This is a genomic window from Arthrobacter luteolus NBRC 107841 (genome assembly GCF_001552075.1).
Classification (GTDB): Bacteria; Actinomycetota; Actinomycetes; order Actinomycetales; family Micrococcaceae; genus Arthrobacter_B; species Arthrobacter_B luteolus.
Genome location: NZ_BCQM01000001.1, coordinates 828172 through 852757 on the forward strand (window position 1 = coordinate 828172; position 24586 = coordinate 852757).

The window sequence follows — 24586 nt, forward strand, 5'->3', positions numbered from 1 at the left end:
CACCTACTCTCTTTCTGGAAGCATATTCCAACAGTTTGAGTCTGTATTTGGAAGATTCCTTCATTTTGACTGCCTGATACTTCTGGATCCTAGACTGTGCAGCACCTTACACAGGAGGCAATATGCCAGTCACACACCAGGGACGCCTCAACGGCAGCCAGCCCGCCATCACAGAGGAATCCGTTTACCGCAAGATCAACAGGCGCCTGTTGCCGCTGCTCCTGCTCTGTTACACCTTCGCGTACCTGGACCGCGTGAACATTGGTTTCGCGAAGCTCCACATGCAGGAGGACATTCCGGCGCTAACCGAAGTGGTTTTCGGTATCGGTGCAGGTTTGTTCTTCCTGGCCTATGCCTGCCTGGAAATCCCCAGCAACATGCTGATGCACAAGGTTGGTGCGCGGCGGACGATCACGCGCATCATGGTGCTGTGGGGCATCACCTCAGCGTCCATGATGTTCGTCCGGGATGAGACAAGCTTCTACATCCTGCGGATTCTGCTGGGCATCTTCGAGGCCGGCTTCGCGCCCGGCATCATCCTCTACCTGACCTATTGGTTCCCCGCCCGGCGGATGGCTGCTGTTATGGGCATCTATATGCTGGCCGGGCCCATCGGCTCCATTCTCGGCTCCGGTGTCTCGGCCGCCATTATCGCTGCCATGGACAACATCGGTGGATTGGCCGGCTGGCAGTGGATGTTCCTCATCCAGGGCCTGCCCTGTGTGCTGCTGGGATACCTCTTCTGGAAGACGGTGGCGGACCGTCCCGAACAGGCGGGATGGCTGAACGACGCAGAGAAAGCAGTCGTTGCGAAAGCCATCGGCCAGACAAAAGCCGGACAAGGCACCCACCGGTTCATCGACGCCCTGAAAGAGCCAAGCGTCTATGTCATGGCGGTGGCCTACTTCGGCATCATGTGCGGGATCTATGCCGTCAGTTTCTGGCTGCCCACTATCTTGAAGGACAACGGCGTCCAGGGTACGTTCTCCATCGGCCTGCTGACAGCGGTGCCGTATGCGCTGACCATACCCACCATGATCCTTCTCTCCCGGAGCTCAGACCGCCTTCAGGAGCGCAAATGGCATGCGGTTATTCCTGCCCTCATTGCGGCCGCCGGGCTGACGGTAGCCGCTTTTACCGCCACGAACTTCCTGGTCTCCTTCATTGCCCTGTGCATCGCAGTCTGCGCTGTCTGGGCCGCGTACACAGTCTTCTGGGCCGTCCCCAGCCAGCACTTTGGAGGTACGGCCGCTGCAGGCGGCATCGCGTTCATCAACACGATTGGAATTCTGGGCGGATTCGTTGCCCCTACCCTCATGGGGTTTGTGCGGGAAGCCACCGGGAGCACCCAGGGCGGCCTGCTGACCATGGTCGGCCTCCTGGTCCTGTCAGCCTTCACCCTGCTGCTTTTGCCCGCAGCGCTCCGCCGCAGAAAGCTTGAGGTCAGCCTGTGACGCGCGTATTGATCGCAGGGTTCCTGCACGAGACCAACACCTTTGCTCCAACTCCGGCGCGCTGGGAGAACTTCCAGAACGGCGAGGGGTTTCCCCGGATGCACCTCGGCGATGAGGTACTGACGCTCGCCTCCGTCAACATACCGCTCGGCGGGTTTGTCCTGGCTGCGGATCCGGCCTGGGAAATGCTGCCGGTGGTCTGGTGTGCGGCTTCCCCCTCGGGCCCGGTCGAGTCCTCCGCCTTTGAACGCATCATCCGCATGATCGAGGACGCGTGCACCGAGGAAACCCCCGATGCCGTCTACCTTGACCTGCACGGGGCAATGGTCTCGGAGGACTATCCGGACGGCGACGGCGAAATCCTTCGCAGGGTGCGGAATGTGGTTGGTGCCGAAACGCCCATCGTCGTGAGCTTGGACCTCCATGCCAATGTGAGTGACCTGATGCTGGAAACAGCCGATGCCATGGTGGCCTACCGGACCTACCCCCACGTCGACATGGCTGATACCGGCAGATCAGCGGCGGCGCTGCTGCACCGCATCCTCTCCGGTGAGCGGATGACGGTGAGCGCGCAGCGCATCGGTTTCCTCATCCCAACAATTTCGGGAAGCACCCTTGAGGGACCTGCGCGGGCGGCGTACGGGCTGCTGGACTCCGCGGACCAGGATGCCGTCGTGTCCATTGCCATGGCTTTTCCTGCCGCCGACGTCGAAGAGTGCCAGCCCTGCGTTTTTGGGTACGGCGTGGACGAAGCACAGCTCGCCCACGCCGTTGATGGCATTGCCGCGGCCATCCATGACCTTGAACCCGAGTTCCGTTTGACGGCACTCCCGGCTGACCAGGCGCTGGACGAGGCGGTCCAGGCCATCGCCGACGGGCAGGTGCCTGTTGTTATCGCAGATACGCAGGATAATCCCGGGGCCGGCGGAGACGCGACGACCACAGGGCTGCTGCGGGAACTCGTCCAGCGGAACATAGCCTCCAGCGCCTTGGCGGCAATGTGGTCTCCGGAGATCGTCCAAACGGCGGTCGCGGCCGGGCGGGGAGAAACCGTGACCGTCACGTTTGCCGGGTCGGAAACGGACGGCGACGGCCCGTTCAGCGGGACATTCCAGGTCGAGGAGATCACCGATGGAAAAGTCCACTTTGACGGCCCCATGATGCACGGCAACGAGCTGTCCGTGGGGCCATCAGTTCTTCTGCGGTGCGGCAATGTGCGGGTTGTCGTCAACAGCCACAAGGCCCAGATCATGGACCGCAACCAGTTCCGTGCAGCCGGGGTGGTCCCGGAGGGGCAGCAGGTCCTCGTGGTGAAGAGTTCCGTCCACTTCCGTGCCGACTACGCCGGATTGGCAGGCCGGATCATCGTTGCGCTGGCCCCCGGCCCGTTCCCGGCAGACCCCGCCGTGCTGCCGTGGCGCAATCTGCGGCCGGGCATTCGCCTGGGCGCCCTGGGTCCGGCCTTCACCACCCCGGCAGCTGCCGGCCCCGGCGGCGGGCCGGAACCCAGGTCTGTGTGATGTGCTTGGGATAGCTTGCCGTCAACCCGATCAAGCCGCTCGAGCCACAGATCCTGGAGAAACAATCACCGTGAACCGGCTGCCCGCCTTCGAACAACTCCTGAATGATCCCCTGGTGGCTGCCCTGGCCCGGGGCGAAGAAACCGCCTGGTTCCGCGACCGGCCGGTACCGGCCGCCGAGGGAATTGAGCGTTCCGGGATCTCCCCGGCCATCGTCGCCGACGCCCGGGCACGCTTCGGGCGCTTCGCACCCTGGTTTGCGGACCGGTTTCCGGATACCCGTCCTGCGTATGGCATTATCGAGTCGCCTTTGCTCGGGGCGCCCGCCATGCAGCGGGACCTTGGTGCATTACTCGGGAGGGAACTTCCGGGACGGCTCTGGATCAAGCGTGACGACGTCCTTCCGGTGAGCGGCTCAATCAAGGCCCGTGGGGGCATCCATGAAGTGCTTCAGCTCGCTGAACAGCTCCTGGCCGACACCATTGACTTGGACCGATACGGATACGCCCAGGTGTTCGCCTCACCGGGTGCCCGGAAAATTCTGGGGTCACGCGGGATAACCGTTGCCTCCACGGGCAATCTGGGACTGTCCATCGGGATTGTCGCCTCGGAGCTGGGGTTCCGCACGACAGTGCATATGTCCGTGGACGCCCGCGCATGGAAGAAAGAACTCCTCCGGAGCCGTGGAGTGGAGGTCATCGAGCACAACGCCGATTTCTCTGCCGCCCTGCGGGCAGCACGCGGGACCGCGCTTAGCACACCGGACACCCACTTTATCGACGACGAGGACTCCCTGGGGCTGTTCGCAGGATATGCCGTGGCCGGGGCCCGGCTCGCGGGCCAGTTGGCCGCCCTGGAGGTGCCCGTTGACGCGGACAACCCCCTGTTCGTGCATTTGCCGTGCGGCGTCGGAGGTGGCCCGGGCGGGGTAACCTTCGGACTCAAGCTGGCCTTCGGAGATGCCGTCCACTGCGTCTTTGCCGAACCCACGCGGTCGCCGGCAATGTCGTTGGGAGTCCGGTCCGGGCTGCACGACCAAATCTGTGTGGCGGACATTGGGCTCGACGGCCGCACCGCGGCAGACGGGCTCGCCGTCGGCCGGCCGTCACGGCTGGTGGGACAGCGCATGCAGGACCTCGTGGACGGGTACGTGACGGTCAGCGATGAACGGATGAAATCACTCGTCGGCCTGCTGCAGGACGCCGAGGGCATCGCAGTGGAGCCATCGGCTGCAGCGGGATTCACCAACCCCTGGCGGATCCTGTCCGACGACGCCTACCTCACAGCGTTCGGCTTGGACGAGGCCCGGCTGGCCGCCGCGAACCACATCGTGTGGTCGACGGGAGGAGGAATGGTTCCTGCTCCTGAAATGGACCGTTATGTGGAGGAGGGCCGGAGCCTCCTCCGCGGCGCCGGCTGGGTGCCGGCGGCGGAGTGACGGCTGCCGGCTGAACCCGCCGAACCCTGCTGAACCCGCCGGACTCCGCCGGCCCCCGGGAGCCGGATTCTGCCGCCTGAATTAGGGAACGACGACGGCCCGGCCGACCAGCTCGTTGTTCTTCAGCTTTTCGTAGGCTTCCGGAGCCTTCTCCAGGGAAAAGGTTTCGGTGTGCACGTTGATGGCTCCGTCCCGGGCCAGCTCCAGCACTTCGAACAGCTCGGTGCGCGATCCCCAGTAGGGGGCGCGGATGGTGGTTTCCCAGGACGACGTCGCGGCGAGTCCCACCGGGAGCGTGCCGGAGCCGACACCCACCAGCACCTGGTCGCCCTGGGACCGGACCATCGCCTGGCCCAGGTCCAGGGTGGACTGGACTGTCACGAAGTCGAAGACGGCGTCGACACCCAGGCCATTGGTGAGGTCCTTGATCATGTCCACGGCTCCGGCCTCGGAGGGGAAGGAATACTGGGCGCCGACGGAGGCCGCGAGGTCCAGCTTCGCCTTGTCCACATCCAGCGCGACGACGGTGGCTGGGGTCAGCGCACGCAGGATCTGGATGGCTATGTGGCCGAGCCCTCCGACGCCGATTACAACGGCAGTCGAACCGGAGTGCAGTTTCTCCAGCGATCCCTTGATCGCATGGTACGGGGTCAGCCCAGCGTCGGTCAGCGAGACATTCTTCACCGGGTCCAGATCGCCGAGCGGCACGAGGTGACGGGCGCTGTCCACAATGAGGTATTCCGCCATGGCTCCCGGCGCACCAAGACCGGGAGGCGCGATGCCGTACTGGACCGCATTGCGGCAGTAGTTCTCCCGCCCGGACGAACACTCGTAACAGAGGCCGCAGCCCCAGGGACCGTACACGGCCATGGACTGTCCCTCGTCGATGTGCTTCACTCCGGCGCCGATCTTGTCCACCACCCCGGCTGCTTCATGGCCAAGGGTCAGCGGCAGCCCGTAGCTGTACTGGTCCTTGGGCAGCGACATGATGAATTCGTCCGAATGGCACACACCTGCGGCGGTGATTTTCAGCCGGATCTGCCCTGGCCCAGGCTCGGGGGTTTCGATCTCGACGACTTCGGGGGCGGCGCCCAGGCTGCGGTACTGAAGAGCCTTCATGGCATGCTCCTGTCTCCGCACCGGCAGATCCCGCCAGCACGGGTGGATGGATTTGCCCCTTAAGCGTGGCACCGATCAGTCAAATGCACAGCCCCGGCAGGCGCTCCAGCCCTTCGAAAGCGGCTGGCGGGATCCGCCGGCGGCCGTTCAGCTGAATACTCGATCAGCTGAACAGTGAATCAACTAAACAGTGCGGCGGCTTTGGTCAGCGTCTGGAAAACCCCGTAGGCCAGCGGGATTCCCACCAGCAGCCAGCTGATGACGAGTTTCATGTTGCTCATCGGTGTCCTCCATCGAGGTTGAGATCCAGCCTGGTGCCGTCGTCGGCGGCCGGGGGGTTTGCGCTCCGGGCCGGGGGCTTGGCGGGTTCGTGGAACTTATCGGCCACCGGCTGGACCAGCAGGTTGGCAATGAACCCTACGATCAGCAGCCCCACCATGGTCAGCAGGGCCGGCTGGTAGGCCTGCGCAGTGAGTTCCCCGGGCGTGCCCTGCGCGTCCAGGAACGAGTTCACGATCAGCGGTCCGGCAATACCGGCCGCGGACCAGGCGGTGAGCAGCCGGCCGTGGATGGCGCCAACCTGGAACGTTCCGAAGAGGTCCCGCAGGTAGGCGGGCACGGTGGCGAATCCGCCGCCGTAGAAGGAGAGGATCACGAAGGCCAGCAGCACATAGAGGATGGTCGAGGAGGACCCGAACATCGCCAGCAGCACGTAGCAGGCCGCCCCGACTCCGAGATAGACCATGTAGATCCGCTTCCGTCCGATCGCATCGGAGGTGGCGGACCAGACGAACCGCCCGCCCATGTTGCCGATCGAAAGCAGGCCAACGAACCCTCCGGCGACGGCGGCAGTAACCAGGGAAGCGCCGTCGGGCTGGCGGAAGAAGTCCTGGATCATGGGCGCTGCCTGTTCCAGGATGCCGATACCGGCGGTGACGTTGCAGAACAGGACGATCCACACCAGCCAGAACTGGCGGCTCTTGATCGCGTTCGCGGCGGAGACGTTCGCCGTGGTGACCAGCGGTTTTTTAGCCACGCTTGCGGGGTCGAATCCGTCCGGCTTCCATCCTTCAGCCGGCACCCGGATGGTCCATGCCCCGTAGAGCATATACAGCAGGTAGACGACTCCGAAGGTGATGAACAGCTTGCCCACAGCGTCGCCGCTGGCAACCCAGCCCTCGGTTCCCGACTCCGGATCGTAGAACGCCAGCAATGCGGAGGAAAGCGGGCTGGCGATCAGCGCACCGCCTCCGAAGCCCATGATGGCCATGCCGGTGGCGAGTCCGGGGCGGTCCGGAAACCATTTGATGAGGGTGGAGACGGGGGAAATGTAACCGATCCCCAGGCCGATGCCGCCGAGGAATCCGTAGCCAAGGTAAACCAGCCAGAGCTGGCCGGTGAAGATGCCGAGCGCACCCACCATAAAGCCGCCTGACCAGAACAGGGCGGAGACGAACATCGCTTTGCGGGGACCGTTGCGGTCCACCCAGGTGCCCATGACCGCCGCTGAGAGACCGAGCATCACGATCGCCACGGAGAAGATCACACCGATTTGGGTCAGGCTCGCATCGAAATACTCGACCAGCGCGGTCTTGTACACGCTGGTGGCGTAGGCCTGGCCGATGCAGAGGTGGACGGCGAGTGCCGCCGGAGGGATGAGCCACCGGTTGAATCCCGGCGGGGCAATGGTGCGTTCACGGTCCAGCCAGCTCATCCGAACTCCAATGTTCTTCCAGCGGTTTTGGTTGCCGGCGCCGCCAGGGCGGCGCCGGCATGCGCCCCAGCATGGTCCATTTCGTTTCTTCGTGCGCCCCGACACGCCGCTGGGGCCCCTGCGCACACCCCAAACCCGTCCGCAACCTACCCGCCGGTAACAAATTTCCCGAAACCCTTGCTTTGTTACCGATGAGTAAGTTAGATGTAACCGACATCACATTCCTACCGGCCGGTAACCCCCGTGTATGACACCGCATGACACGGGGCAACCCGGCCGGTGCACCACCCTTATGCGGGGCTCACAGGCGATACACCCGCAGTCCGTGCGGTCGAAGCAGGCCGCTGTTTGAACCAGAAAAGGGATATTCAATGACGAGTTCCACGTCCGGCCGGCCCACTAACCGGCCGCACCTCATTCTGACCGGCCTCCTGGCCCTGTTCCTGGTCCTCCTGCTGGCCTTCTTTGTGCTCTTTACGAGCCAGGTCGCCAGCGGTGCAACGCAGCTTTCCGACGGCGCGAAACGCGCCTCCACCGGCGCCTCCGATCTGAACGACGGCGCCGTGAAAGCAAAGGAGGGGGCGGATAAGGTTGCGGCCGGCAGTGCGAAGGTCGACGACGGCGCCCAGACCCTGGCCCAGGGCATCGGGACCGCCAAAACCGGAGCGGACTCCCTCAACGAAGGCGCCGCGACGCTGAACGACGGCGCCGCAGCGGCATCCGCCGGCGCCAGCAAACTCGCCAACGGCGCGACGAACGCCTACACCGGGGCATCGACCCTGGCCAACGGAGCATTCAGCGCTTCGGAAGGTGCCAACAAGCTGGCCTCCGGCGCAACCGCCGCCCGCGAAGGTTCCGGCACGCTGTCCGCCGGTGCATCCGAGCTGCACACCAAGATGGAACCGCTGGTTGGCGGCTCGAAGGAACTGGCCGCAGGGGCAGATGCTGCGGTTGCCGGGATCGGGCAGCTTGCCCCGGGCGCGGAGAGCCTCAGCGCCGGCGTCGAGCGGGTCTACGCCGCCATCAACCTCCAGCCGGATGCTGAGGGGCTGACCCCGTACCAAAAGATTGAGGCTGACCTGGTCCCGTACTCCACGACGGGAACGTCGACGGGTGCTCAGCGCCTCAACACTTTGGCCGATTACTTCGAATTTGTGAGTTTGGACCCCATTGCCAAAGCGTCAGCGCCGTCAATCCGAGAGGCAGCAGCCAAGCTCCAGGGTCTGGAACAGCTGGTTGTCGGCATCGACCTCGGACTCAAGGGCAACCCCGGAGCACCTGCACACACCACCGTCTTCGGCACAGTCGTCAACCAGGGCGGGCTGGTCCACGGTGCAGACGCCGTAGCCGGCGGTCTTGCCCAGCTGAACACCAAAGCTCCCGCCCTCGCAGAGGGAGCGCATGCAGCAGCCAACGGCGTCGAACAGCTTTACGCCGGTGCCGGGCAGCTGTCCGCCGGAGCGCAGACTCTCAACCAGGGGCTGACCACTCTCGAGGACGGCGCGTACACGCTGGCCGACGGCAACGCCAAACTCGCCAATGGTGCGGGAACCCTGACTGCAGGCCTGGGCACGCTCGAAACCGGTGCTTACACACTGGCCGACGGCAATACGAAGCTCGCCGACGGCACGGGCCGCCTGCTCTCCGGCTCGGATTCGCTGAACGAAGGCATGGGCAAGCTCGACGCCGGTGCGCAGACCCTCAGCGACGGGACCACCACGCTGAAGACAGGCGCTTCCGACCTGGCCGAGGGCAACGGAAAGCTCGCTGACGGCACGGCCACTCTGGCCGGAGGCAACGGCGAAATCTCCGCTGGTGCGGACACCATGATGGAACGCACCTCCGCCATGACCCCGGGACAGCTTCTGACGTCCCCGGCGATCCTGGCGGTCCTGATTCCGGTGGCTCTGCTGCTGATCCCGCTGGCCCTGCTGATCTCGGCCCGCAGCCGCCGCTCTCAGCACTAGGAGCGGCGCGCGGATCAGCGCACCACCGACGGTGGAGGGCCGGATGCCAGTTACCCCTGTTGGGAGCGGCATCCGGCCTTTCTTTCGTCCGCAATCATCCGGACGTAAAGTTCATGTCATGCATGACCACCCCACAGCATCTCAGCCACCGGACCAGTTCTGGGACGGTTTCTACCGCGAGCGCAGCCAGGTCTGGAGCGGCAATCCCAATGCGCTGCTGGTCCGCGAAGTCACCGGCCTGGCGCCCGGCACAGCCCTTGACCTTGGCTGCGGCGAAGGTGCCGACGCCGTATGGCTGGCACGGCAGGGATGGCAGGTCACGGGAATCGATATTTCCGCCGTCGCCCTGGAGAGGGCAGCCGCCCATGCCCTGGACGCCGGCGTTGAGGGCCTGGTGACGTGGGTGCAGGCCGATCTTGCCGAATGGGCACGCACCGGTCCCGGCACCAACCCGGGATATGACCTGGTCTGCGCACAGTTCCTGCACTCCCCCACCGATCTTCCCCGGGATGCCATCCTGCACCGGGCCATGGCCGCTGTTGCCCCGCGCGGGCGGCTGCTCGTCGTCGGGCACCAGGATTTCCCGCCCTGGTCCAGCCACCCGGCGCCGGTTCCCCCGCTGCCCACCGCCGGCGAACTTGCCGAGGAGCTGAAGCTCGAAGCACTCGGCTGGATGGTGGAGACAGCCGCAGCGGTGCCGCGGACAGTCGAAGGCCCGGAGGGTCAGCGCGTGGTCCTCAACGACAACGTGCTGCGGGCCCGCCGCGGAGTTTAAACTCCCGGCACTGTGCGGGCCGCTACATCTCGTCGGCGCTGAACGGCCGCGGCAGCAGGGAGAGGGACACGGTTCCGGACTTGGTCACGTGTGAGCCCGTCACCAAAAACGACGACGGCGCCGCATCTTCGGCGAACAGCCGTTTCCCTTCCCCGACAACAATGGGGAAGATCAGGAGCCGGTATTCGTCCACCAGGCCGGCATCGTGCAGGGCCCGGGCCAGCTGGTGGCTGCCATGCACCTGGAGTTCGCCCTGCGGCCGGTCCTTGAGCTGCTCGACGGCGGCCAGTACGTCGCCCGAAATGACTGACGTGTTGTGCCAGGTGGGGTTGGTCAGTGTGTTGGAGACCAGGTATTTGGGCAGCTGGTTCAGCGACCTGGCCACAACGTCCGAGCTGTCCGGCACCGGCTCCCAGTACGGCTGCATCATCTGGTAAGTCGAACGGCCCAGGAGAAACGCATCGGCCTGCCTGAACCAGCCGGCGACGACCTCTTCCATCCCGTCGTCCGCCAGCGGGACCAGCCAGCCGCCGCGGGCGAACCCGTTGGACGGGTCCTCATCCGCACCGCCGGGCCCCTGCATCACGCCGTCCAGGCTGAGGAAGGTGTTGACGGTCAGCCGCATAGCGGACCTCCGCAGTCTCGCCGGTCTGGTGCCGCGTTCCGCGGCGTTCATCCAGACTGGTTCAGTGCCGGAACCCCGTCAAGAGCGGGCGCCCCCGGGGGACGGTGCGGAGCTACGCTGCCCAGGCGTGGGGTGCCGGGCGCCGGGCTCCGGGCAGGGCGACGTTCCCGCGCCACTGCGCAATCCATTCCGGAAGAACCATGTCCACCGGCGGGCGCTGCCCTGCGGCCTCGAAGATCTCCTCGTTGGTGACCGGTCCCTGCTTTGACACCATCCGGGTGGCAATGAAGGCGCCGGCGTAAATCTCGCCGTCGGCCACCATCCGCTGCTCGAAGTAGATGGCCCGTTCATCGAAGCCGATGATCCGGGTCTCAATGGTGTACCGCTGCCAGGGTGCGAGCGATTTCCGGAAGCTGATGGTCTCGTTGCTGACCACCGGGCTCCATCCGTTGTGCCGCATTTTCGCCCAGAAACCGCTGCGGATCATCAGGTCAAACCGGCCCAGGTCCATCAGCGAGAGGTACATGCCGTTGTTGACATGGTTGGCGATATCGAGGTCGGTCGGCAGGACCCGCATCGGCAGGGAGGAGGTATCGAAAATGTTGAGTTTCGGCCTGCGCCGGCGGGCAGTCAGCAGCAGCAGCAGGGTGCGGAAGATCAGGTGCATGGCGCCCATATTACCCGCGGGTAACTTATCTGTCCGGAAGCAGACCGCCGCATTTTCCGCATCGGTGCCGAATGTTCTTTCCACTACTCGTTACACGGAGAGCCGAACGGTGTTAGGACGGTCGCCATGAGTGATCAGTTGAGGGTGGGGGACCGGGTGCGGTGGAACTCGCGGACGGGTGCGGCCACAGGGGAAATCACTGAAGTCCATACTGCCGACTTCGAGTTCATGGGCAGGCGCCGGCTGTGCTCCGAGGCCGAGCCGCAGTACAAGGTCCGCAGCGATGCGACCCAGCTGCACGCCGTGCACCGGGCAGATGCACTGCACCGGGTTTCCTAAGGGCGGGTTTAGCGTCCCGGGTGATCTGCAGCCGATGGCCATCCTTCCGAAAACGGTAACGGCGGCTCCCCCGTGAGGAAACCGCCGTCGTTGTCCCGCTGCCGGGTGCTAAGCGCGCACCTTGGCGCGCAGCTTGGCGAGAAGGTGCTCCTCGGCGTCGGGGCCTGCCTTGATTCCGCCGGGAACCCGGAGGAAGAAGATCAGGCCAATGACCCACCAGGCACCGAACAGCAGCCAGGGCTGAATCCCCAGGGCCGCCGGCATACCCGGCATGTAGAGGCTGAACAGTGCGGCACCGAAGATCGTGGCCGCGATGCCGATGGCGATGCCGCCCTTGCCCTTGCCTCCGACGCGCAGGGGACGGTCCATCTCCGGTTCCCGGCGGCGCAGGATCAGGAAGGAAATGGCCACCAGCGTGTAGGCGAGCACGATGCTCGGTGCGCCGGAGTCGACCAGCCAGCCGAGCATCTCCGCTCCGCCGAACGGGGCCAGGAAGCTCAGCGCACCGATGAACAGGAGCGCGTTGTGCGGCGTACCGTACTTCGGGTGCAGGCGGCCGAACCACGCGGGGAGCATGCCGGAACGGGCCAGCGAGTACATCAGGCGCGACGCCCCCATCAGCAGCGAGTTCCAGGAGGTCAGGATGCCCGCAATACCGCCGGCGATGAGGATTTTGGCCATCAGGTCCGAGTTGAACATGGCGCCGACAGCGTCCGCAGTGGCGATGTCGGTGCCGACGAGAGCTGCTGCCGGCATGGCCGAGGAGGTGGTCAGCACCACCATGATGTACCAAATGGTTGCCATGACCACGGCAACCACAACCAGCTTGCCGATCTGCTTCGCCGGGATGTTGACTTCCTCGGCGGACTGCGGAATGACGTCAAACCCGATGAACAGGAAGGGCACCACAACCAGCACTGCGAAGAAGCCGTTCATGCCGCCGTGGAACCACGGCTCCATGTTCGAGGTGCTGCCGCCGGTGAACGCTCCGGCGATCATCACCAGTCCGATGGCCAGCAGGAAAATCACCACGAAGGTCTGCACGACGCCGGCTTCCTTGACGCCGCGGATGTTAATCGCGGTAATCACGACGGCGGCGACGGCTCCGACGAGGGCCCACGTGAGGTGGACCTCGAAGCCGGCAACGGTCCAGAGCGGGATGTGGCTCAGGTCGGGGAAGATGTACTGCACGGTTTTGGGCAAAGCAACGGCTTCGAACGCCACGATGGTCACGTAACCGCCGATGATCGCCCAGGAGCCGATGAAGGACGGTCGCGGCCCCATGGCCCGCATGATGTAGTTGTGCTCGCCGCCGGCCTTGGGCATGGCGGCACACAGTTCGGCGTAGGTCAGTCCGACGATTGCCATGATGACGCCGCCGGTAACGATGGCAAGAACTGCGCCCATGGTGCCGGCTGAGGACAGCCAGTCGCCGGTGAGGACAACCCAGCCAAAGCCGATCATGGCGCCGAAACCGAGGGCCAGGACGTCGATGCGTCCGAGGACCTTTTTGAGCGAGGGTTCGGTTTCTGTCTGAACTGCGGACACGCCGACACCCCCTTTCTGTCTAATCTGCCCGAATGGGCTGCCCGGATACGGACGTGTTTGGGCCCCGCACAGGCTTGTGAATCCGCACACGGGGAAGATAGCCCGTTTACGCTACACGCCGCAGGCCGCCGCAGCCTAGTTGGGCCGGCATGTGGTCAGGCCACGTACGGTATTTGGGCAAGGGGTCCGGCGGGGGCCTGCTCCAGGAATCCTGCTGGCCGACCTGCCGGCCTACTCCACGACGCTGATCTCCAGCCGCACCTCATCCGGAAGCCGGATGCCGGTGCCGATGAGGATCCGGCTGGACAGCCAGGCCCAGGCGCCGTCCTCGGGCGCTTCGATGCGGGGCGTGCAGCGGAAGTAGATCCGCTCCGGATCCACCGGCTCGCCGCGCAGCAGCGCAGCGATGTCCGCCTCGCTGCCCGAGCGAAGGCCGAAGTTGTTCACGTAGAGCCGCTCGCCGTCGTCGGTTTCGATCGCGTATTTAGCCTCCAGCTCCGTGAGGGTGGCAGTGCGCAGGAGCTGGAAGTCGGCACCTGCCGGCAGCACAGTTCCGCGCAGCCCGGGACCTTCGACCTTGCCGCCCAGGATCGGAATGATCCGGCGGACACCGGCGGAGGTGCGGCCGATTTCGATCGGCTCGCCCACCTGGACGGAGATGGTGGCCAGGAACGTCAGCGAAGGCGCGGAGAAGGTCATAGAGACGACGCTAGCGGTTGCATCACCTTCCGCGCGATGGCAATTTTTCCGGCATCTGAGGCCGGATTAATTCCGTTGACCTTCTCAACTATTGCTTCGATAGTTGGAACATCCTGCCTGCTCACCGGCAGGCAGAGCCCGCGCTGCAATGGAGGAGCTATGAGTACCACGGCCACGAATACCGGAACGCCCAGCGGTGTCAGCACCGCCAAGCGGCGACGCGACCTGGTTGCCGTCAATATCGGCAACACCCTGGAATGGTTCGACTGGAATATCTACGCGATCTTCGCACCGTTCTTCGCCGCTCAGTTCTTCAAGACGGACAACCCCGTGTCCGCCCTGCTCTCCACCCTGGCGATCTTCGCCGTCGGCTTCCTGATGCGTCCGGTGGGCGGCTGGTTGTTCGGCCGAATAGCTGATGAGAAGGGCCGGCGTTTCAGCCTGACCTTGGCGATCGCCCTTGCCGCGCTGGGCAGCCTGATCATTGCGGTGGCACCGAACTTTGACTCGATCGGGGTCTTCGCTTCCATTCTTCTGCTGGCGGCGCGCCTCATCCAGGGGCTTTCGCACGGTGGGGAGACCGGCTCGGCGTTCACCTACCTGGCCGAAGTTGCTCCGGAAGGCCGGCGCGGGCTTTGGGCCTCCAGCCCGTGGATCGGTGTTGGAATCGGCTCCATGCTGGCCACCGGCTTGGGCGCAATCCTGACAGCGGTGCTCTCCGCCGAGGACATGGCCAGCTACGGCTGGCGGATTCCCTTTGCCATCGGTGCACTGCTGGGTCTCTACGCAATCTATATCCGGCGCACCATGACCGAATCCTCCGTCTACGAATCAAGCGTGGCCGCTGACACTGACACGACACGGGAATCCGGGCTGCGCTGGACGCTGCGTCAGCTTGCGGCCAACCGCCGCGGCACCCTGCAGATCGTGGGCCTGACTATCAGCGGCGTCGTCGCGTTCTACACCTGGTTCATCTTCGCTCCCGGCTACGCCGTCTCGGTGCACGGAATGGACCCGACGGCGGCTCTCGTGGCCGGACTCTGCGGCCAGGCGGTCTTCCTCCTTGCCATCCCGCTGATGGGTGCGGCCTCGGACCGTTGGGGACGCCGGCCGGTACTGCTGGTCTTCAGCATCGGATTCATCATCGCCGCCATCCCCTTGGAATTCGGCCTGGGCTCCAGCCCGGTGTCCCTGTTCGTAACCGTTGCCCTGGCCTCCATCCTGCTGGCCGCGAACTGCGCTCCGCTGGGAGCGGTATTCGCCGAACTGGTGCCCACCCGGCTGCGGGCAACCCTGATCGGAATTGCCTATGCGACGTCCGCGGCCATCTTCGGAGGCACGGCTCCGTACCTGAATACGTGGCTCTCCAGCATTGGGATGCATGTGGTATTTGTTATCTACATCATGGTCCTCTGCGCGGTCAGCACTGCAGTCATCCTGACCATGCCCGAGACCCGGAACCGGCGCCTGGACTAGCCCCCACCCTTCGGCGATACCGCCCGGCCCCTGCACCGAGGCGGAACTAATGAGCCAATTCACCCTGCGGCAGCTGCGCTACTTCTGTGCGATCGCCTCGACCGGAAGCATCAGCGCGGCTGCCGCCCAGGAACACGTCTCCCGTTCGGCTGTCGCCGCAGCACTGGATGAGCTGGAACGATCGCTGAAATCCCAGCTCTGCACCCGGCACAAATCCCACGGAATCGTCCTCACCGCCAGCGGCCAGCACATTTTCGACCAGGCATTGTCCCTGCTGAGATCCGCTGAGAACCTGGCGGCATCCGCCGGTCTGCGCGAACTGTCCGGTCCTCTCGCCATCGGCTGCTATCCCTCGCTGGCGCCGACCATCCTGCCGCAAATGGTCAAGCTCTTCGACCGGCTGCACCCGGATGTGGAGCTGAGCATCCACCCGGCCGATCAAGCCACCCTCCTGCAGCAGCTGAAATCCGGGGACCTGGAACTGGCAATCATGTACAACATGCATCTGGACCGGAGGGTGGAAACAGCACGGCTGTATGACACAGCCATGCACGTGATTCTGGCCGCCGGACATCCGCTGGCCGAATCCGGTGTAGTACGGGCCAGGGATCTTGAGAACGAGCCGATGATCCTGCTCGATGCCCCGCCCAGCGTGGACGACATCATGGCCTACTTCACGGCGCAGGGGCTTTCCCCCACCGTCCGGCACCGCACCCGGCACTTTGAACTGGCGCGTTCCCTCGTGGCCCAGGGACTGGGTTACTCACTCTTCATCCAGCGGCCGCGGAACCCGTCCAGTTACGAAGGGCTTCCGGTCCTTGCCCGGGCCCTGGACCCGCAGCCACACCTGGAACGGGTTTCCGTGGTCTGGCCGGCTGGACGCACCCTTTCCGGCAAGGCCCGGCGTTTCGTCGAACTGGCGCAGCAGCACGTGGCCTCTTACGAGCCGGAGCCGCTGTACGCAGTCCCGGACGGCAGTTAAGGAGAAACGGCCGGGCTACGTCAGCCGGTTAAACGCCAGCTGGGCCAGCGCCGCAGCTTGGTCCGCCAGCACCGAATCGTCGAAGAGCACCCGCGGAGAGTGGTTCCACGCGGCAGTGGCCGGATCCATATCCGGCGGGGTGGCCCCCAGGAACAGGAACGCACCGGGGATCTTCTGCAGCACCAGGGAGAAGTCCTCCGATCCCATCAGCGGGTCCCGCGACTGGATAACGCGGTCCTCGCCGAAGAGCTCGCGCAGTTCCCGCATGGCTTCGAAGGTCCGCGACGGATCGTTCTCCGTCATCGGATAGAGGATCTCAAAGCTGACCTCGGCGGTGCAGCCGTGTGCCGCGGCGATTCCGTCGGCGAGCGCCTTAGTCTCCACGATCAGCCGGTCCACTGATTCGGCTGACAGGGTGCGGACGCTGGCCCCGAGCCGGGCGGAATCCGGAATGACGTTGATCGCACGGCCCGCCTCAAGCTGCGTGACGGTCAGGACGATCGGATCAAACACCGAGAATTTCCGGGTGGCCATCACCTGCAGCGCTGCAGCGATCTCCACCAGCGCCGGAACCGGGTCCAGCGCATTGTGCGGCTGGGAACCATGCCCGCCGGAGCCGTGGACGGTGATGCGCAGTTCGTTGGCGCCGGCCATCAGCGTTCCGGGTTTGGTGCGGAAGACACCGAGCGGACCCGGGCGCACATGGATGCCGTACGCAGCCACCGGCCGTTCCCCCGCCGCTTCCAGCACGCCTTCGTCGATCATCAGGCCGGCACCGCCGTCGCCCTCTTCCCCGGGCTGGAACATAAACACCACGCTGCCGGAGAGGTCCCGCTGCTGTGCTGCGAGGAGGCGGGCCGCGCCAACCAGGCCCGCTACGTGCATGTCATGGCCGCACGCGTGCATCGCACCGTTGGTCGAGGCATATTTCAGGTCCGTGAGTTCCTCAACGGGCAGGGCATCCATGTCTCCGCGCAGCAGCACCGCCGGGCCGTCCTCGCCCCCGCGCAGCACGGCGGTTACCGAACTGAGGGAGCTGCCTGTGGTGATTTCCAGGCCCAGCCCGTCCAGGGCATCCAGGATGCGTTCCTGGGTTTTGGGCAGATGCAGCCCAACTTCCGGTTCGCGGTGCAGCGCACGGCGCAGCGCTACCAGCTCCGGCAGCAAAGCCTGTCCTTCGGAAGCAAACATGTCCATCCTCACGGTCATTCGAGCAGCATTCGGCACATGATGCCCCGGTCGAAGTAAATCATCCCGGCGCTCCGAAGGGCACCGGGCGCGGCGGAGCTGACCCGGTGTACCCAATCCGTAACCAAAGCAACCAGGGGTTGGGCTGCCTCCAACCCCCGGTGTCTCCCCCGCAGAGTCTCAGCCGGACGGCGGATCCGCAGCGCGGACGCCGGCCATAAACTTGGGGCCATGATCGATTCCCCCGTGGCCGGCCCAGCAGCCGAAGGGCATACCGGCACCGATGTGCTCCGGGCACGCCAGAGCCTGGCCGCGAGGCTCCGCAGCCTGCGCGGCAACCTGCCCTGGCATGCGGAGTCCGACTGGGAGCGGCCAGGCCCCGGACCGGAGGGAATACGCCGCGACATGATTGGGGTCGCCGTCGCGTTTGCGCTCAGTGGCCTGATGCTGGAACTCATGCGGGGCTGGGCCTTCGGAGACGGCGACAGCGGGAACCCGTGGCTGCAGCATCTGGCGCAGGCGGTGATGTTCCTGCCGCTGATCCTGCGCCGGCGCTTTCCCGTCGCCGTGATGGTCCTCAGCTCCGCGACCTTCCTGGGGGTGGGTCTGACGGGAACCGCGATTTCCGGGCAGCTGGGCTTCCAGGCCGCCTACTTCGCGTCCCTGTACAGTGCCGTCGCCTGGGCACGGAACCGGCGGGTGCTCTGGCTGGGTGTCACCGTGGTCGTGGCGGCAATGTTCCTCTGGATCATCCTCAGCATGACTGTGTCCAGCAGCTACGACGAGCTGATTGCGGCTCTAGGGGTGGAGGACGGCGAGGCTCAGGGTCTGCTGCCGCCGCTGACCTCCTACGCGCTGTACACGTTTATGCTCAACGCGGCATACTTTGGCGGGGCCATCATGTTCGGTATGAATTCCTGGCGCAGCGCCCATCAGCGGGAGCAGCTCGCCGAGCAGGCGGAGCAGCTGGAAGCCCAGAGCGCGGACCTGGCGCGCAAGGCCGTGGTGGAGGAACGCCTGCGGATCGCCCGGGAACTGCACGACGTCGTCGCACACCATATTGCCGTGATCGGGGTGCAGGCCGGTGCTGCCCGCCGGGTCATGGAGAAAAAGCCTGCCGCCGCTGCCGGGGCACTCCAGACCATTGAAGCTTCCTCACGCGACGCTGTCGCCGAAATGCGTTCCCTGCTGGGAGTCCTGCGGTCAACGGACTCCGAGAACGCGGAGCCGGATGCTGACGCCCAGCGCCGTCCCGAACCGGGTCTCGAAGACCTTCCCGCGCTCGTCGAGGAATACCGCAGCAACGGGCTGGCCGTGACCTTCAACCAGGTGGAGGACCGCCCGGGAGCACTTGCCGAACTCTCCGCCCCGCTGGCCCTGTCCGTCTACCGGACGGTGCAGGAATCGCTGGCCAACGTCCGCCGGCACTCAACCGCCGGTTCCGCCGTCGTCGCCCTGCGCTCCGGGGAGACCGGCGGGCAGCGCTGGGTGGAAGTGGAAACGGTCGACGGCGGCCACCCCCGCCCCGGCACCGCCGGCACCGGCTACGGGCTCCGGGGGGTCCGCGAGCGGGCTGCCCTGCACGGCGGCACCACGGAAATCGGCCCGCGCGACGGCGGCGGATGGCGGGTTCGGGTCCGCATCCCACTGCGTTAGACCGGTTACCTCCCCTGCGCTCCCTGCCGCTAGGTTTAAGGCGGGGGTGGCACCGGGCTGCCAAAAACTGAAGGACTCAAATGCAACCGATCCGCCTGCTGCTGGCCGATGACCAGGCGCTGGTACGCGCAGGATTCGCCATGATGCTCTCCGTCGAAGAGGACATTGAGGTGGTGGGGCAGGTGACCAACGGCCAGGAAGCCGTGGACTTCGCCGCCGCGAACCCGGTGGACGTGATCCTGATGGATGTCCAGATGCCGGTGCTGGACGGGATCCGGGCCACCGAACAGATTGTGGATGCCGGCTGGGCGAAAGTCATCATTCTGACCACCTTCGAACGCGACGACTACCTGTTCGACGCCATCCGCGCCGGAGCCAGCGGTTTCCTGCTGAAGAATGCCGATCCGGACGACCTGGTCAGTGCGGTGCATGCCGTCGCCGGCGGCCACGCCCTGCTGGCACCCGAAGTGACCGTGCGGGTGATCGAACGCTTCGCCCGCCAGCTGGACGCCGAGAAGGCCTCCGCGGGTGCCCCGGCCCCGGCCGGGCCACAGCCCGATCCGGCGCAGCAGAAGCTCCTGCACTCCCTGACCACCCGCGAGCGCGAAGTCCTGGAGCTCGTGGCCACCGGCCTGAGCAACGCGGAAATCGCGGCAAGGATGTTCGTCGCCGAGGCGACCGTCAAAACCCATGTGTCCAACCTGCTGGCCAAGGTCCAGGTGCGGGACAGGGTCCAGGCCGTGGTGTTCGCCTACGAATCCGGACTCATTCTTCCGGGTGAGGGCGGCCGCGAAGCCTAACCGGCGGGATTCACCCGGACGGCCGATCCGCTGATCCCGGCTTGTTCCTAAGGTTGAGGCAGTAGTACGTCCACAACCTCCCGGAATCCCCGGGGAAGGAGCAGTCCCCCATGCTGCAGGTCCAAAACCTCACCCGCCGGTTCGGTGAGAAAACCGCCGTCGATGCGGTGAGCTTCGATGTTCCATCCGGCCAGATGACCGGGTTTGTCGGCGCCAACGGCGCCGGCAAAACCACCACCATGCGCATGATCATGGGGGTGCTCACGGCCAGTTCCGGTGAGGTCCTGCTGGACGGCGCCCCGCTCACCGCCGATGCCCGCTCCAGCTTCGGCTACATGCCCGAAGAACGCGGTCTCTACCCCAAGCAGCCGATCCTGGACCAGCTGGTCTACCTGGGCCAGCTGCACCGGATGAGCCAGTCCGCGGCCCGCAAGGGAGCCCTGGACCTGCTGGACCGCTTCGGCCTGGCCGGGCGCACCAAAGACAAGCTGGAATCCCTCTCCCTGGGCAACCAGCAGCGGGTCCAGATCGCGGCAGCACTGCTGCACCGTCCCAGCGTGCTGATCCTGGACGAGCCCTTCTCCGGCCTGGATCCGGTGGCCGTGGATTCCATGGTGGAACTGCTGCGCGAACGCACCGCGGCCGGAGTGCCGGTGCTCTTCTCCAGCCACCAGCTGGACCTGGTCGACCGGCTCTGCGACAACATGGTGGTCCTGCAGCAGGGCCGCGTCATTGCCTCCGGCACCGGTGACGACCTGCGGGCCAAGGCCGTGAACCGGCACCGCATCACGGTGTCCCCGGACGCCGGCTGGGTCCGGGACGAACCCGGGGTGCGCGTCCTCGACGTCGCCGGCCCCACTGCGATCCTGCAGTTCGACGACGCCGCCGCCAGCCAGCGGCTGCTGGCAACGGCACTCACCCGCGGCTCCGTGGAGGAGTTCGCGCCGATCCGGCCGTCCCTGAGCGAAATCTACCGTGAGGTCACCGCAGCATGAGCACCAGCACAGCCCGCCCCACCCCGCCGTGGGCCATCGTTACCCTGCGCGAAGTCATGGTCAAGGCCCGCGACCGCAGCTACCTCATCTCCACCCTCGTCACCCTGGTGCTGATTGTCGGCGTGGTGGTTTTCAACGCCTACATGAGCACCCGGGCAGATGAATACACCGTGGCCGTTTCGGACACCGCAGGCACCGCCGTCGTCGATATTGCCCACGCCACCGGGCAGGCCGACGGCGGGAACTCCACCTTTGAGGCGGTGAACGCCGGGTCCGCCGACGAAGCCCTGGAACTGGTCCGTTCGGATGATGCGGACGCAGCCCTCACCCAGGACGCCGACGGGACATGGACCCTGACCGGCAACGAAGAGCTGTCCGGCGGCCTGCAGCAGGGCCTGGCAGAGGCCTTGCATGCCTACGCCCTGGAGGTCAACGCCGCCGATGCGGGAACCACGCCGGAAGCGCTGCTGGAAGGCAGTGAGTTCGGCACAGCGCTGCTGGATGGCAATGCCGAGAACCAGTTCATGGCCCAGTTCGCCGGGTTCGTGTTTGCCTTCCTCTTCTACATGGCGGCAATTGTGTTCGGCATGGCGATCGCCACCTCCGTGCTCGAGGAGAAACAGAACCGGGTGGTGGAGATCCTGGCTACCGCCATTCCGATCCGCCAGCTGCTCTACGGAAAGGTCGCCGGCAACACGATCCTGGCGATGGTCCAGCTGGCCCTCTACGCCAGTGCCGCCCTGCTGGCACTCACCTTCACCGGCACCGCGGACAGCGTTGGAACCCTGATTCCGGCGTCGGGCTGGTTCCTGGTGTTCTTCCTGGCCGGTTTCCTGATCCTGGCTTCAGCCTGGGCCATGCTCGGCTCCATGGCTTCCCGCACCGAGGACCTGAACAACAGCTCCGGTCCGGTGCTGACGGTGATCATCGTGGCCCTGTTCGGCGGCCTGTTCGCCAAGGGCCAGCTGCTGGTGATCGCGTCCTTCGTCCCGGTGGTTTCCTCCGTGGCGATGCCGGTGCGGATGCTGGGCGGCGAGGTCCCGCTGTGGGAAACGTTCGTTTCCCTGGCGCTCGCCCTGGCCGCCGCGTACGCCCTGCTGCGCTTCGGTGAGAAGATCTACCGCCGGGCCGTGATGCAGAGCGGCGGCGCGCTGACCCTTCGCAAGGCGATGAAGCTGGAGCAGTAACCCCTTCTGGCAGGTCAAAAAAATACAGCCGGTGCCGGTTCGAATTCCGAACCGGCACCGGCTGCATTTATGCCCGGGCTGCGGCGAAGTCCCTGCCCGGGGTCCCGCTCCGCCAGATAATGGCCGCACCCGACGCGATGACCAGGCCGATGCCTGCGGCCGCGGTCAGGCTCAGCGGCTGGCCCAGCGCCAGGGCGCCGACGACGGCTGCTGCCGCCGGATCAATGGCGAACAGCGTCCCAACAATCCGCGGGGAGGTGAGTTTGGTGGCCAGGAAGTCCAAGGTGTAGGCGAGGGCGACTCCCAGCAGGGCAGAGACCAGCACCGTCGTCCAGTCTGAGGCGCCCAGCCGCGGCGCCGCCGTGCCGGCAAACGGCAAGAGCAGGACGGCTGCAACGGCGACCGAGAGGGCCAGGCCCTGAATGCCCGGGCTGTCCTCGCCCACCCGCCCTGCCATCAGCGTGTACGTGCCGAACGCGGCCGCGGCGCCCAGGCCGAAAAGGACTCCAGCCACGTCGAACCCGGAGTCGACCCCCGCGGCTGCAGCCACCCCCACCAGCGTCAGGACGGGCAGGAACCGTTCAATGCGTCCCCTGGCTCCGAGGCCGGCGACCGCCAGCGGGCCAAGGAATTCGAGCGTGACCGCCAGGCCAAGCGGAATCCGCTCAATGGCGCTGTACAGCAGCACATTCATGGCGGCCATCGCCGCTCCGTAGAACACAATGCCCACCCAGGCCCGTGAGCTCAGCTCCCGGATTCCGGGACGGGCAATGCAAAGCAGCACGACGGCGGCAAGGAACATCCGCAGGCCGCTGGTGCCGAGCGAGCCGGCGACGGGGAAGACACTGCTCGCCAGCACGGACGATATCTGGATGCTGATGGAGCCGATCAGGACAAATACTGCACCCAGCAGGGCGCGCAGACGGGGAGAGGGATTCTGGAACATGAGGGACCATTTCTGGGCAGACCGAAGGACCGGTCGTTGACGGGGACGTCAGACGACAGGCAGCCGCTCAGGAAATGAAAGGGAGAATCCGCGGTGCCCGTCAGGGGCGCGCGGACGGTCCTCTGCGGGCACTGCAGCCCAGGTTGCTCATCGGGTCCATACGGGAAGCATATTTAGGGAGCCGGAGGAGCTGCAAATGTGTCTTTGCAGACGACGGTGAAGGGAAGACTGCCGGTTTGGGATATCGCTGACGCCGCGGACCGGAGCGATGTCCCAAACCGGCAGCAGAGCTCCCCCGTCAACTTGGAGCTCGCTCCCGAACTACTGATGGCTAAGACCCTCCGCCCTCTGTAGCATCCAAGTCCGGATGCCGGTCGGGTCCGCGGAAGAAGTTACGAGAGGGCACAGAATGCGGGCAATCGTCCAGGAACGCTACGGTTCCGCTGAGGTTCTGCACCTGGGGAATGTCCCCGTCCCCGAACCCAAGGACAATGAAGTTCTGGTCCAGGTCGGGGCGGCCGGCGTGGACCGGGGAGTCTGGCACATCATGACCGGGCTGCCCTACCTGGGCCGGCTGGCCTTCGGTCTCCAGAAGCCGAGAAACCCCGTTCCCGGTATGGATCTGGCCGGAACGGTCTCAGCGGTGGGCTCCTCAGTGACGCGTTTCGCCGTGGGCGACCAGGTGTACGGCAGCGGCCGAAGCACCTATGCCGAATATGCCGTGGCCCCGGAGGCACGGCTGGCGGCCAAACCGGAAGGACTGAGTTTTGCCCAGGCCGCCGCGGTACCTGTCTCAGCCGTCACAGCGCTGCAGGGACTGGGCAAAACCGGGCGCGTTCAACCGGGACAGAGGGTGCTGGTCATCGGCGCCGCAGGCGGGGTTGGGAGTTACGCCGTCCAGCTGGCCAAAGCCTTCGGCGCCGAAGTCACGGGGGTGTGCAGCACGGGCAAGATGGATTTCGTCCGATCACTGGGAGCGGACGAGGTCATCGACTACACCGCGCAGGACTACGCGGACGGCCGGTCCCATTGGGACCTCATCCTGGATATTGCCGGCAACCCGTCGATTGCCCGTCTGCGCAGTGCCCTCACGCCCAAGGGAACAGCCGTGATCACCGGAGGCGAAGCGGGCGGGAACCTCACAGGCGGTATGAACCGCCAGCTGGGGGCCCTGGCGCTCTCCCCCTTCATCCCGCAGCGGCTGACGATGTTCATCGGTGCGGTCCGCACGGCGGAACTCGAGGACCTGACCGGGCTCCTTGAAGCCGGCAGCATCACGCCCCCTTTGGAACGGACCTTTCCGCTGGATCAGGCAGCGGAGGCCCTCCGCTGGCTGGCCGCCGGGAAGGTCCGCGGCAAGCTCGCCATCACGGTCTGACCGGCACCCCCGGCCGATGAAGGCTGTCCAGCCGAAAAGTCGCCGGGTCTCTACGGCAGCGCCCGGCCCTTACGGCTCCGCCGGCTTCTACGGCTTCACTGGCTTTCTACGGC

General features: G+C 65.6%; 22 protein-coding genes. 13 read left to right on the forward strand and 9 right to left on the reverse strand.

Features of this window, described 5'->3' with window-relative positions; all coding sequences use genetic code 11:
- Nucleotides 1-122: 122 nt before the first annotated feature.
- From AL3_RS03825 to dsdA, 3 genes are all read left to right on the forward strand, one after another.
- On the forward strand, nt 123-1454 hold the full coding sequence (locus tag AL3_RS03825; RefSeq protein WP_066296777.1) for an MFS transporter: 1332 nt from the start codon (nt 123-125) through the stop codon (nt 1452-1454).
- Nucleotides 1451-2974: a M81 family metallopeptidase gene (locus AL3_RS03830; protein ID WP_066296779.1), complete on the forward strand. Its 1524-nt coding sequence runs from the start codon at nt 1451-1453 to the stop codon at nt 2972-2974. Before AL3_RS03825 ends, AL3_RS03830 begins: the two co-directional genes overlap by 4 nt.
- 70 nt (nt 2975-3044) lie before the next feature.
- Entirely contained in the window at nt 3045-4412 is a 1368-nt protein-coding gene (gene dsdA, locus AL3_RS03835; protein ID WP_066296783.1) for a D-serine ammonia-lyase, read from the forward strand.
- A gap of 81 nt (nt 4413-4493) precedes the next feature.
- Here dsdA and AL3_RS03840 read toward each other — a convergent pair whose 3' ends face one another.
- The 3 genes from AL3_RS03840 to AL3_RS03845 form a co-directional block, all read right to left on the reverse strand.
- Nucleotides 4494-5531 (reverse strand): NAD(P)-dependent alcohol dehydrogenase, encoded by a 1038-nt coding sequence (locus tag AL3_RS03840; RefSeq protein ID WP_066296784.1) that lies wholly within the window; start codon nt 5529-5531, stop codon nt 4494-4496.
- A gap of 179 nt (nt 5532-5710) precedes the next feature.
- Nucleotides 5711-5812: an MFS transporter small subunit gene (locus AL3_RS19160; RefSeq protein ID WP_425481673.1), complete on the reverse strand. Its 102-nt coding sequence runs from the start codon at nt 5810-5812 to the stop codon at nt 5711-5713.
- Nucleotides 5809-7245: an OFA family MFS transporter gene (locus AL3_RS03845; RefSeq protein ID WP_066296786.1), complete on the reverse strand. Its 1437-nt coding sequence runs from the start codon at nt 7243-7245 to the stop codon at nt 5809-5811. The genes AL3_RS19160 and AL3_RS03845 overlap by 4 nt, the downstream gene beginning before the upstream one ends.
- 371 nt (nt 7246-7616) lie before the next feature.
- Between AL3_RS03845 and AL3_RS03850 the strand changes: the two genes are divergently transcribed.
- Nucleotides 7617-9212, forward strand: coding sequence for a hypothetical protein (locus AL3_RS03850; RefSeq protein WP_066296788.1), 1596 nt, complete (start codon nt 7617-7619; stop codon nt 9210-9212).
- A 118-nt stretch (nt 9213-9330) separates the two neighbouring features.
- Nucleotides 9331-9987, forward strand: coding sequence for a class I SAM-dependent methyltransferase (locus tag AL3_RS03855; RefSeq protein WP_066296790.1), 657 nt, complete (start codon nt 9331-9333; stop codon nt 9985-9987).
- Between the two features lie 22 nt (nt 9988-10009).
- Here AL3_RS03855 and AL3_RS03860 read toward each other — a convergent pair whose 3' ends face one another.
- Both AL3_RS03860 and AL3_RS03865 read right to left on the reverse strand, forming a co-directional pair.
- A complete protein-coding gene (locus tag AL3_RS03860) occupies nt 10010-10612 on the reverse strand; it encodes a dihydrofolate reductase family protein (RefSeq protein ID WP_066296792.1) in 603 nt (200 codons plus the stop codon).
- 112 nt (nt 10613-10724) lie between these two features.
- Nucleotides 10725-11279: an acyl-CoA thioesterase gene (locus tag AL3_RS03865; protein WP_066297120.1), complete on the reverse strand. Its 555-nt coding sequence runs from the start codon at nt 11277-11279 to the stop codon at nt 10725-10727.
- A gap of 126 nt (nt 11280-11405) precedes the next feature.
- Here AL3_RS03865 and AL3_RS03870 point away from each other — a divergent pair, with 126 nt between their 5' ends.
- Complete coding sequence (locus AL3_RS03870; protein WP_066296793.1) at nt 11406-11618, forward strand: hypervirulence associated TUDOR domain-containing protein; 213 nt, start codon at nt 11406-11408, stop codon at nt 11616-11618.
- Nucleotides 11619-11726: 108 nt separating this feature from the next.
- Here AL3_RS03870 and AL3_RS03875 read toward each other — a convergent pair whose 3' ends face one another.
- A complete protein-coding gene (locus AL3_RS03875; RefSeq protein WP_255220883.1) occupies nt 11727-13166 on the reverse strand; it encodes an APC family permease in 1440 nt (479 codons plus the stop codon).
- Between the two features lie 231 nt (nt 13167-13397).
- On the reverse strand, nt 13398-13865 hold the full coding sequence (locus tag AL3_RS03880) for a DUF3237 domain-containing protein (protein ID WP_066296794.1): 468 nt from the start codon (nt 13863-13865) through the stop codon (nt 13398-13400).
- Between the two features lie 159 nt (nt 13866-14024).
- Between AL3_RS03880 and AL3_RS03885 the strand changes: the two genes are divergently transcribed.
- Entirely contained in the window at nt 14025-15341 is a 1317-nt protein-coding gene (locus AL3_RS03885) for an MFS transporter (RefSeq protein WP_066296796.1), read from the forward strand.
- Nucleotides 15342-15390: 49 nt separating this feature from the next.
- A complete protein-coding gene (locus AL3_RS03890; protein ID WP_066296797.1) occupies nt 15391-16323 on the forward strand; it encodes a LysR substrate-binding domain-containing protein in 933 nt (310 codons plus the stop codon).
- A 15-nt stretch (nt 16324-16338) separates the two neighbouring features.
- On the opposite strand, the gene AL3_RS03895 is transcribed toward AL3_RS03890, so the two are convergent.
- Complete coding sequence (locus tag AL3_RS03895) at nt 16339-17520, reverse strand: M20 metallopeptidase family protein (RefSeq protein WP_066297126.1); 1182 nt, start codon at nt 17518-17520, stop codon at nt 16339-16341.
- A 222-nt stretch (nt 17521-17742) separates the two neighbouring features.
- On the opposite strand from AL3_RS03895, the gene AL3_RS03900 reads away from it, so the two are divergent.
- The 4 genes from AL3_RS03900 (at nt 17743) to AL3_RS03915 (ending at nt 22149) form a co-directional block, all read left to right on the forward strand.
- Nucleotides 17743-19167, forward strand: coding sequence for a sensor histidine kinase (locus AL3_RS03900; RefSeq protein ID WP_066296798.1), 1425 nt, complete (start codon nt 17743-17745; stop codon nt 19165-19167).
- 80 nt (nt 19168-19247) lie between these two features.
- On the forward strand, nt 19248-19967 hold the full coding sequence (locus AL3_RS03905) for a response regulator (RefSeq protein WP_066296800.1): 720 nt from the start codon (nt 19248-19250) through the stop codon (nt 19965-19967).
- A gap of 110 nt (nt 19968-20077) precedes the next feature.
- Nucleotides 20078-20962, forward strand: coding sequence for an ABC transporter ATP-binding protein (locus AL3_RS03910; RefSeq protein ID WP_066296802.1), 885 nt, complete (start codon nt 20078-20080; stop codon nt 20960-20962).
- The gene (locus tag AL3_RS03915) at nt 20959-22149 is read left to right on the forward strand and encodes an ABC transporter permease (protein WP_066296803.1); all 1191 of its coding nucleotides are present in this window, start codon (nt 20959-20961) and stop codon (nt 22147-22149) included. The genes AL3_RS03910 and AL3_RS03915 overlap by 4 nt, the downstream gene beginning before the upstream one ends.
- A gap of 67 nt (nt 22150-22216) precedes the next feature.
- Here AL3_RS03915 and AL3_RS03920 read toward each other — a convergent pair whose 3' ends face one another.
- Nucleotides 22217-23095 carry an EamA family transporter gene (locus AL3_RS03920; RefSeq protein WP_066296804.1) on the reverse strand — a complete coding sequence of 293 codons (879 nt, stop codon included), beginning with the start codon at nt 23093-23095 and terminating at the stop codon, nt 22217-22219.
- A gap of 409 nt (nt 23096-23504) precedes the next feature.
- Between AL3_RS03920 and AL3_RS03925 the strand changes: the two genes are divergently transcribed.
- A complete protein-coding gene (locus AL3_RS03925; RefSeq protein WP_066296805.1) occupies nt 23505-24473 on the forward strand; it encodes an NAD(P)-dependent alcohol dehydrogenase in 969 nt (322 codons plus the stop codon).
- The last annotated feature ends 113 nt before the right edge of the window (nt 24474-24586 follow it).

Bases quoted from the DNA above. Each gene is read 5' to 3' on its own strand.
- AL3_RS03825 (WP_066296777.1), top strand. From the start codon at position 123: ATGCCAGTCACACACCAGGGACGCCTCAACGGCAGCCAGCCCGCCATC.
- AL3_RS03840 (WP_066296784.1), bottom strand. From the start codon at position 5,531: ATGAAGGCTCTTCAGTACCGCAGCCTGGGCGCCGCCCCCGAAGTCGTC.
- AL3_RS19160 (WP_425481673.1), bottom strand. From the start codon at position 5,812: ATGAGCAACATGAAACTCGTCATCAGCTGGCTGCTGGTGGGAATCCCG.
- AL3_RS03845 (WP_066296786.1), bottom strand. From the start codon at position 7,245: ATGAGCTGGCTGGACCGTGAACGCACCATTGCCCCGCCGGGATTCAAC.
- AL3_RS03850 (WP_066296788.1), top strand. From the start codon at position 7,617: ATGACGAGTTCCACGTCCGGCCGGCCCACTAACCGGCCGCACCTCATT.
- AL3_RS03855 (WP_066296790.1), top strand. From the start codon at position 9,331: ATGCATGACCACCCCACAGCATCTCAGCCACCGGACCAGTTCTGGGAC.
- AL3_RS03860 (WP_066296792.1), bottom strand. From the start codon at position 10,612: ATGCGGCTGACCGTCAACACCTTCCTCAGCCTGGACGGCGTGATGCAG.
- AL3_RS03865 (WP_066297120.1), bottom strand. From the start codon at position 11,279: ATGCACCTGATCTTCCGCACCCTGCTGCTGCTGCTGACTGCCCGCCGG.
- AL3_RS03870 (WP_066296793.1), top strand. From the start codon at position 11,406: ATGAGTGATCAGTTGAGGGTGGGGGACCGGGTGCGGTGGAACTCGCGG.
- AL3_RS03880 (WP_066296794.1), bottom strand. From the start codon at position 13,865: ATGACCTTCTCCGCGCCTTCGCTGACGTTCCTGGCCACCATCTCCGTC.
- AL3_RS03885 (WP_066296796.1), top strand. From the start codon at position 14,025: ATGAGTACCACGGCCACGAATACCGGAACGCCCAGCGGTGTCAGCACC.
- AL3_RS03890 (WP_066296797.1), top strand. From the start codon at position 15,391: ATGAGCCAATTCACCCTGCGGCAGCTGCGCTACTTCTGTGCGATCGCC.
- AL3_RS03895 (WP_066297126.1), bottom strand. From the start codon at position 17,520: ATGGACATGTTTGCTTCCGAAGGACAGGCTTTGCTGCCGGAGCTGGTA.
- AL3_RS03900 (WP_066296798.1), top strand. From the start codon at position 17,743: ATGATCGATTCCCCCGTGGCCGGCCCAGCAGCCGAAGGGCATACCGGC.
- AL3_RS03905 (WP_066296800.1), top strand. From the start codon at position 19,248: ATGCAACCGATCCGCCTGCTGCTGGCCGATGACCAGGCGCTGGTACGC.
- AL3_RS03910 (WP_066296802.1), top strand. From the start codon at position 20,078: ATGCTGCAGGTCCAAAACCTCACCCGCCGGTTCGGTGAGAAAACCGCC.
- AL3_RS03915 (WP_066296803.1), top strand. From the start codon at position 20,959: ATGAGCACCAGCACAGCCCGCCCCACCCCGCCGTGGGCCATCGTTACC.
- AL3_RS03920 (WP_066296804.1), bottom strand. From the start codon at position 23,095: ATGTTCCAGAATCCCTCTCCCCGTCTGCGCGCCCTGCTGGGTGCAGTA.
- AL3_RS03925 (WP_066296805.1), top strand. From the start codon at position 23,505: ATGCGGGCAATCGTCCAGGAACGCTACGGTTCCGCTGAGGTTCTGCAC.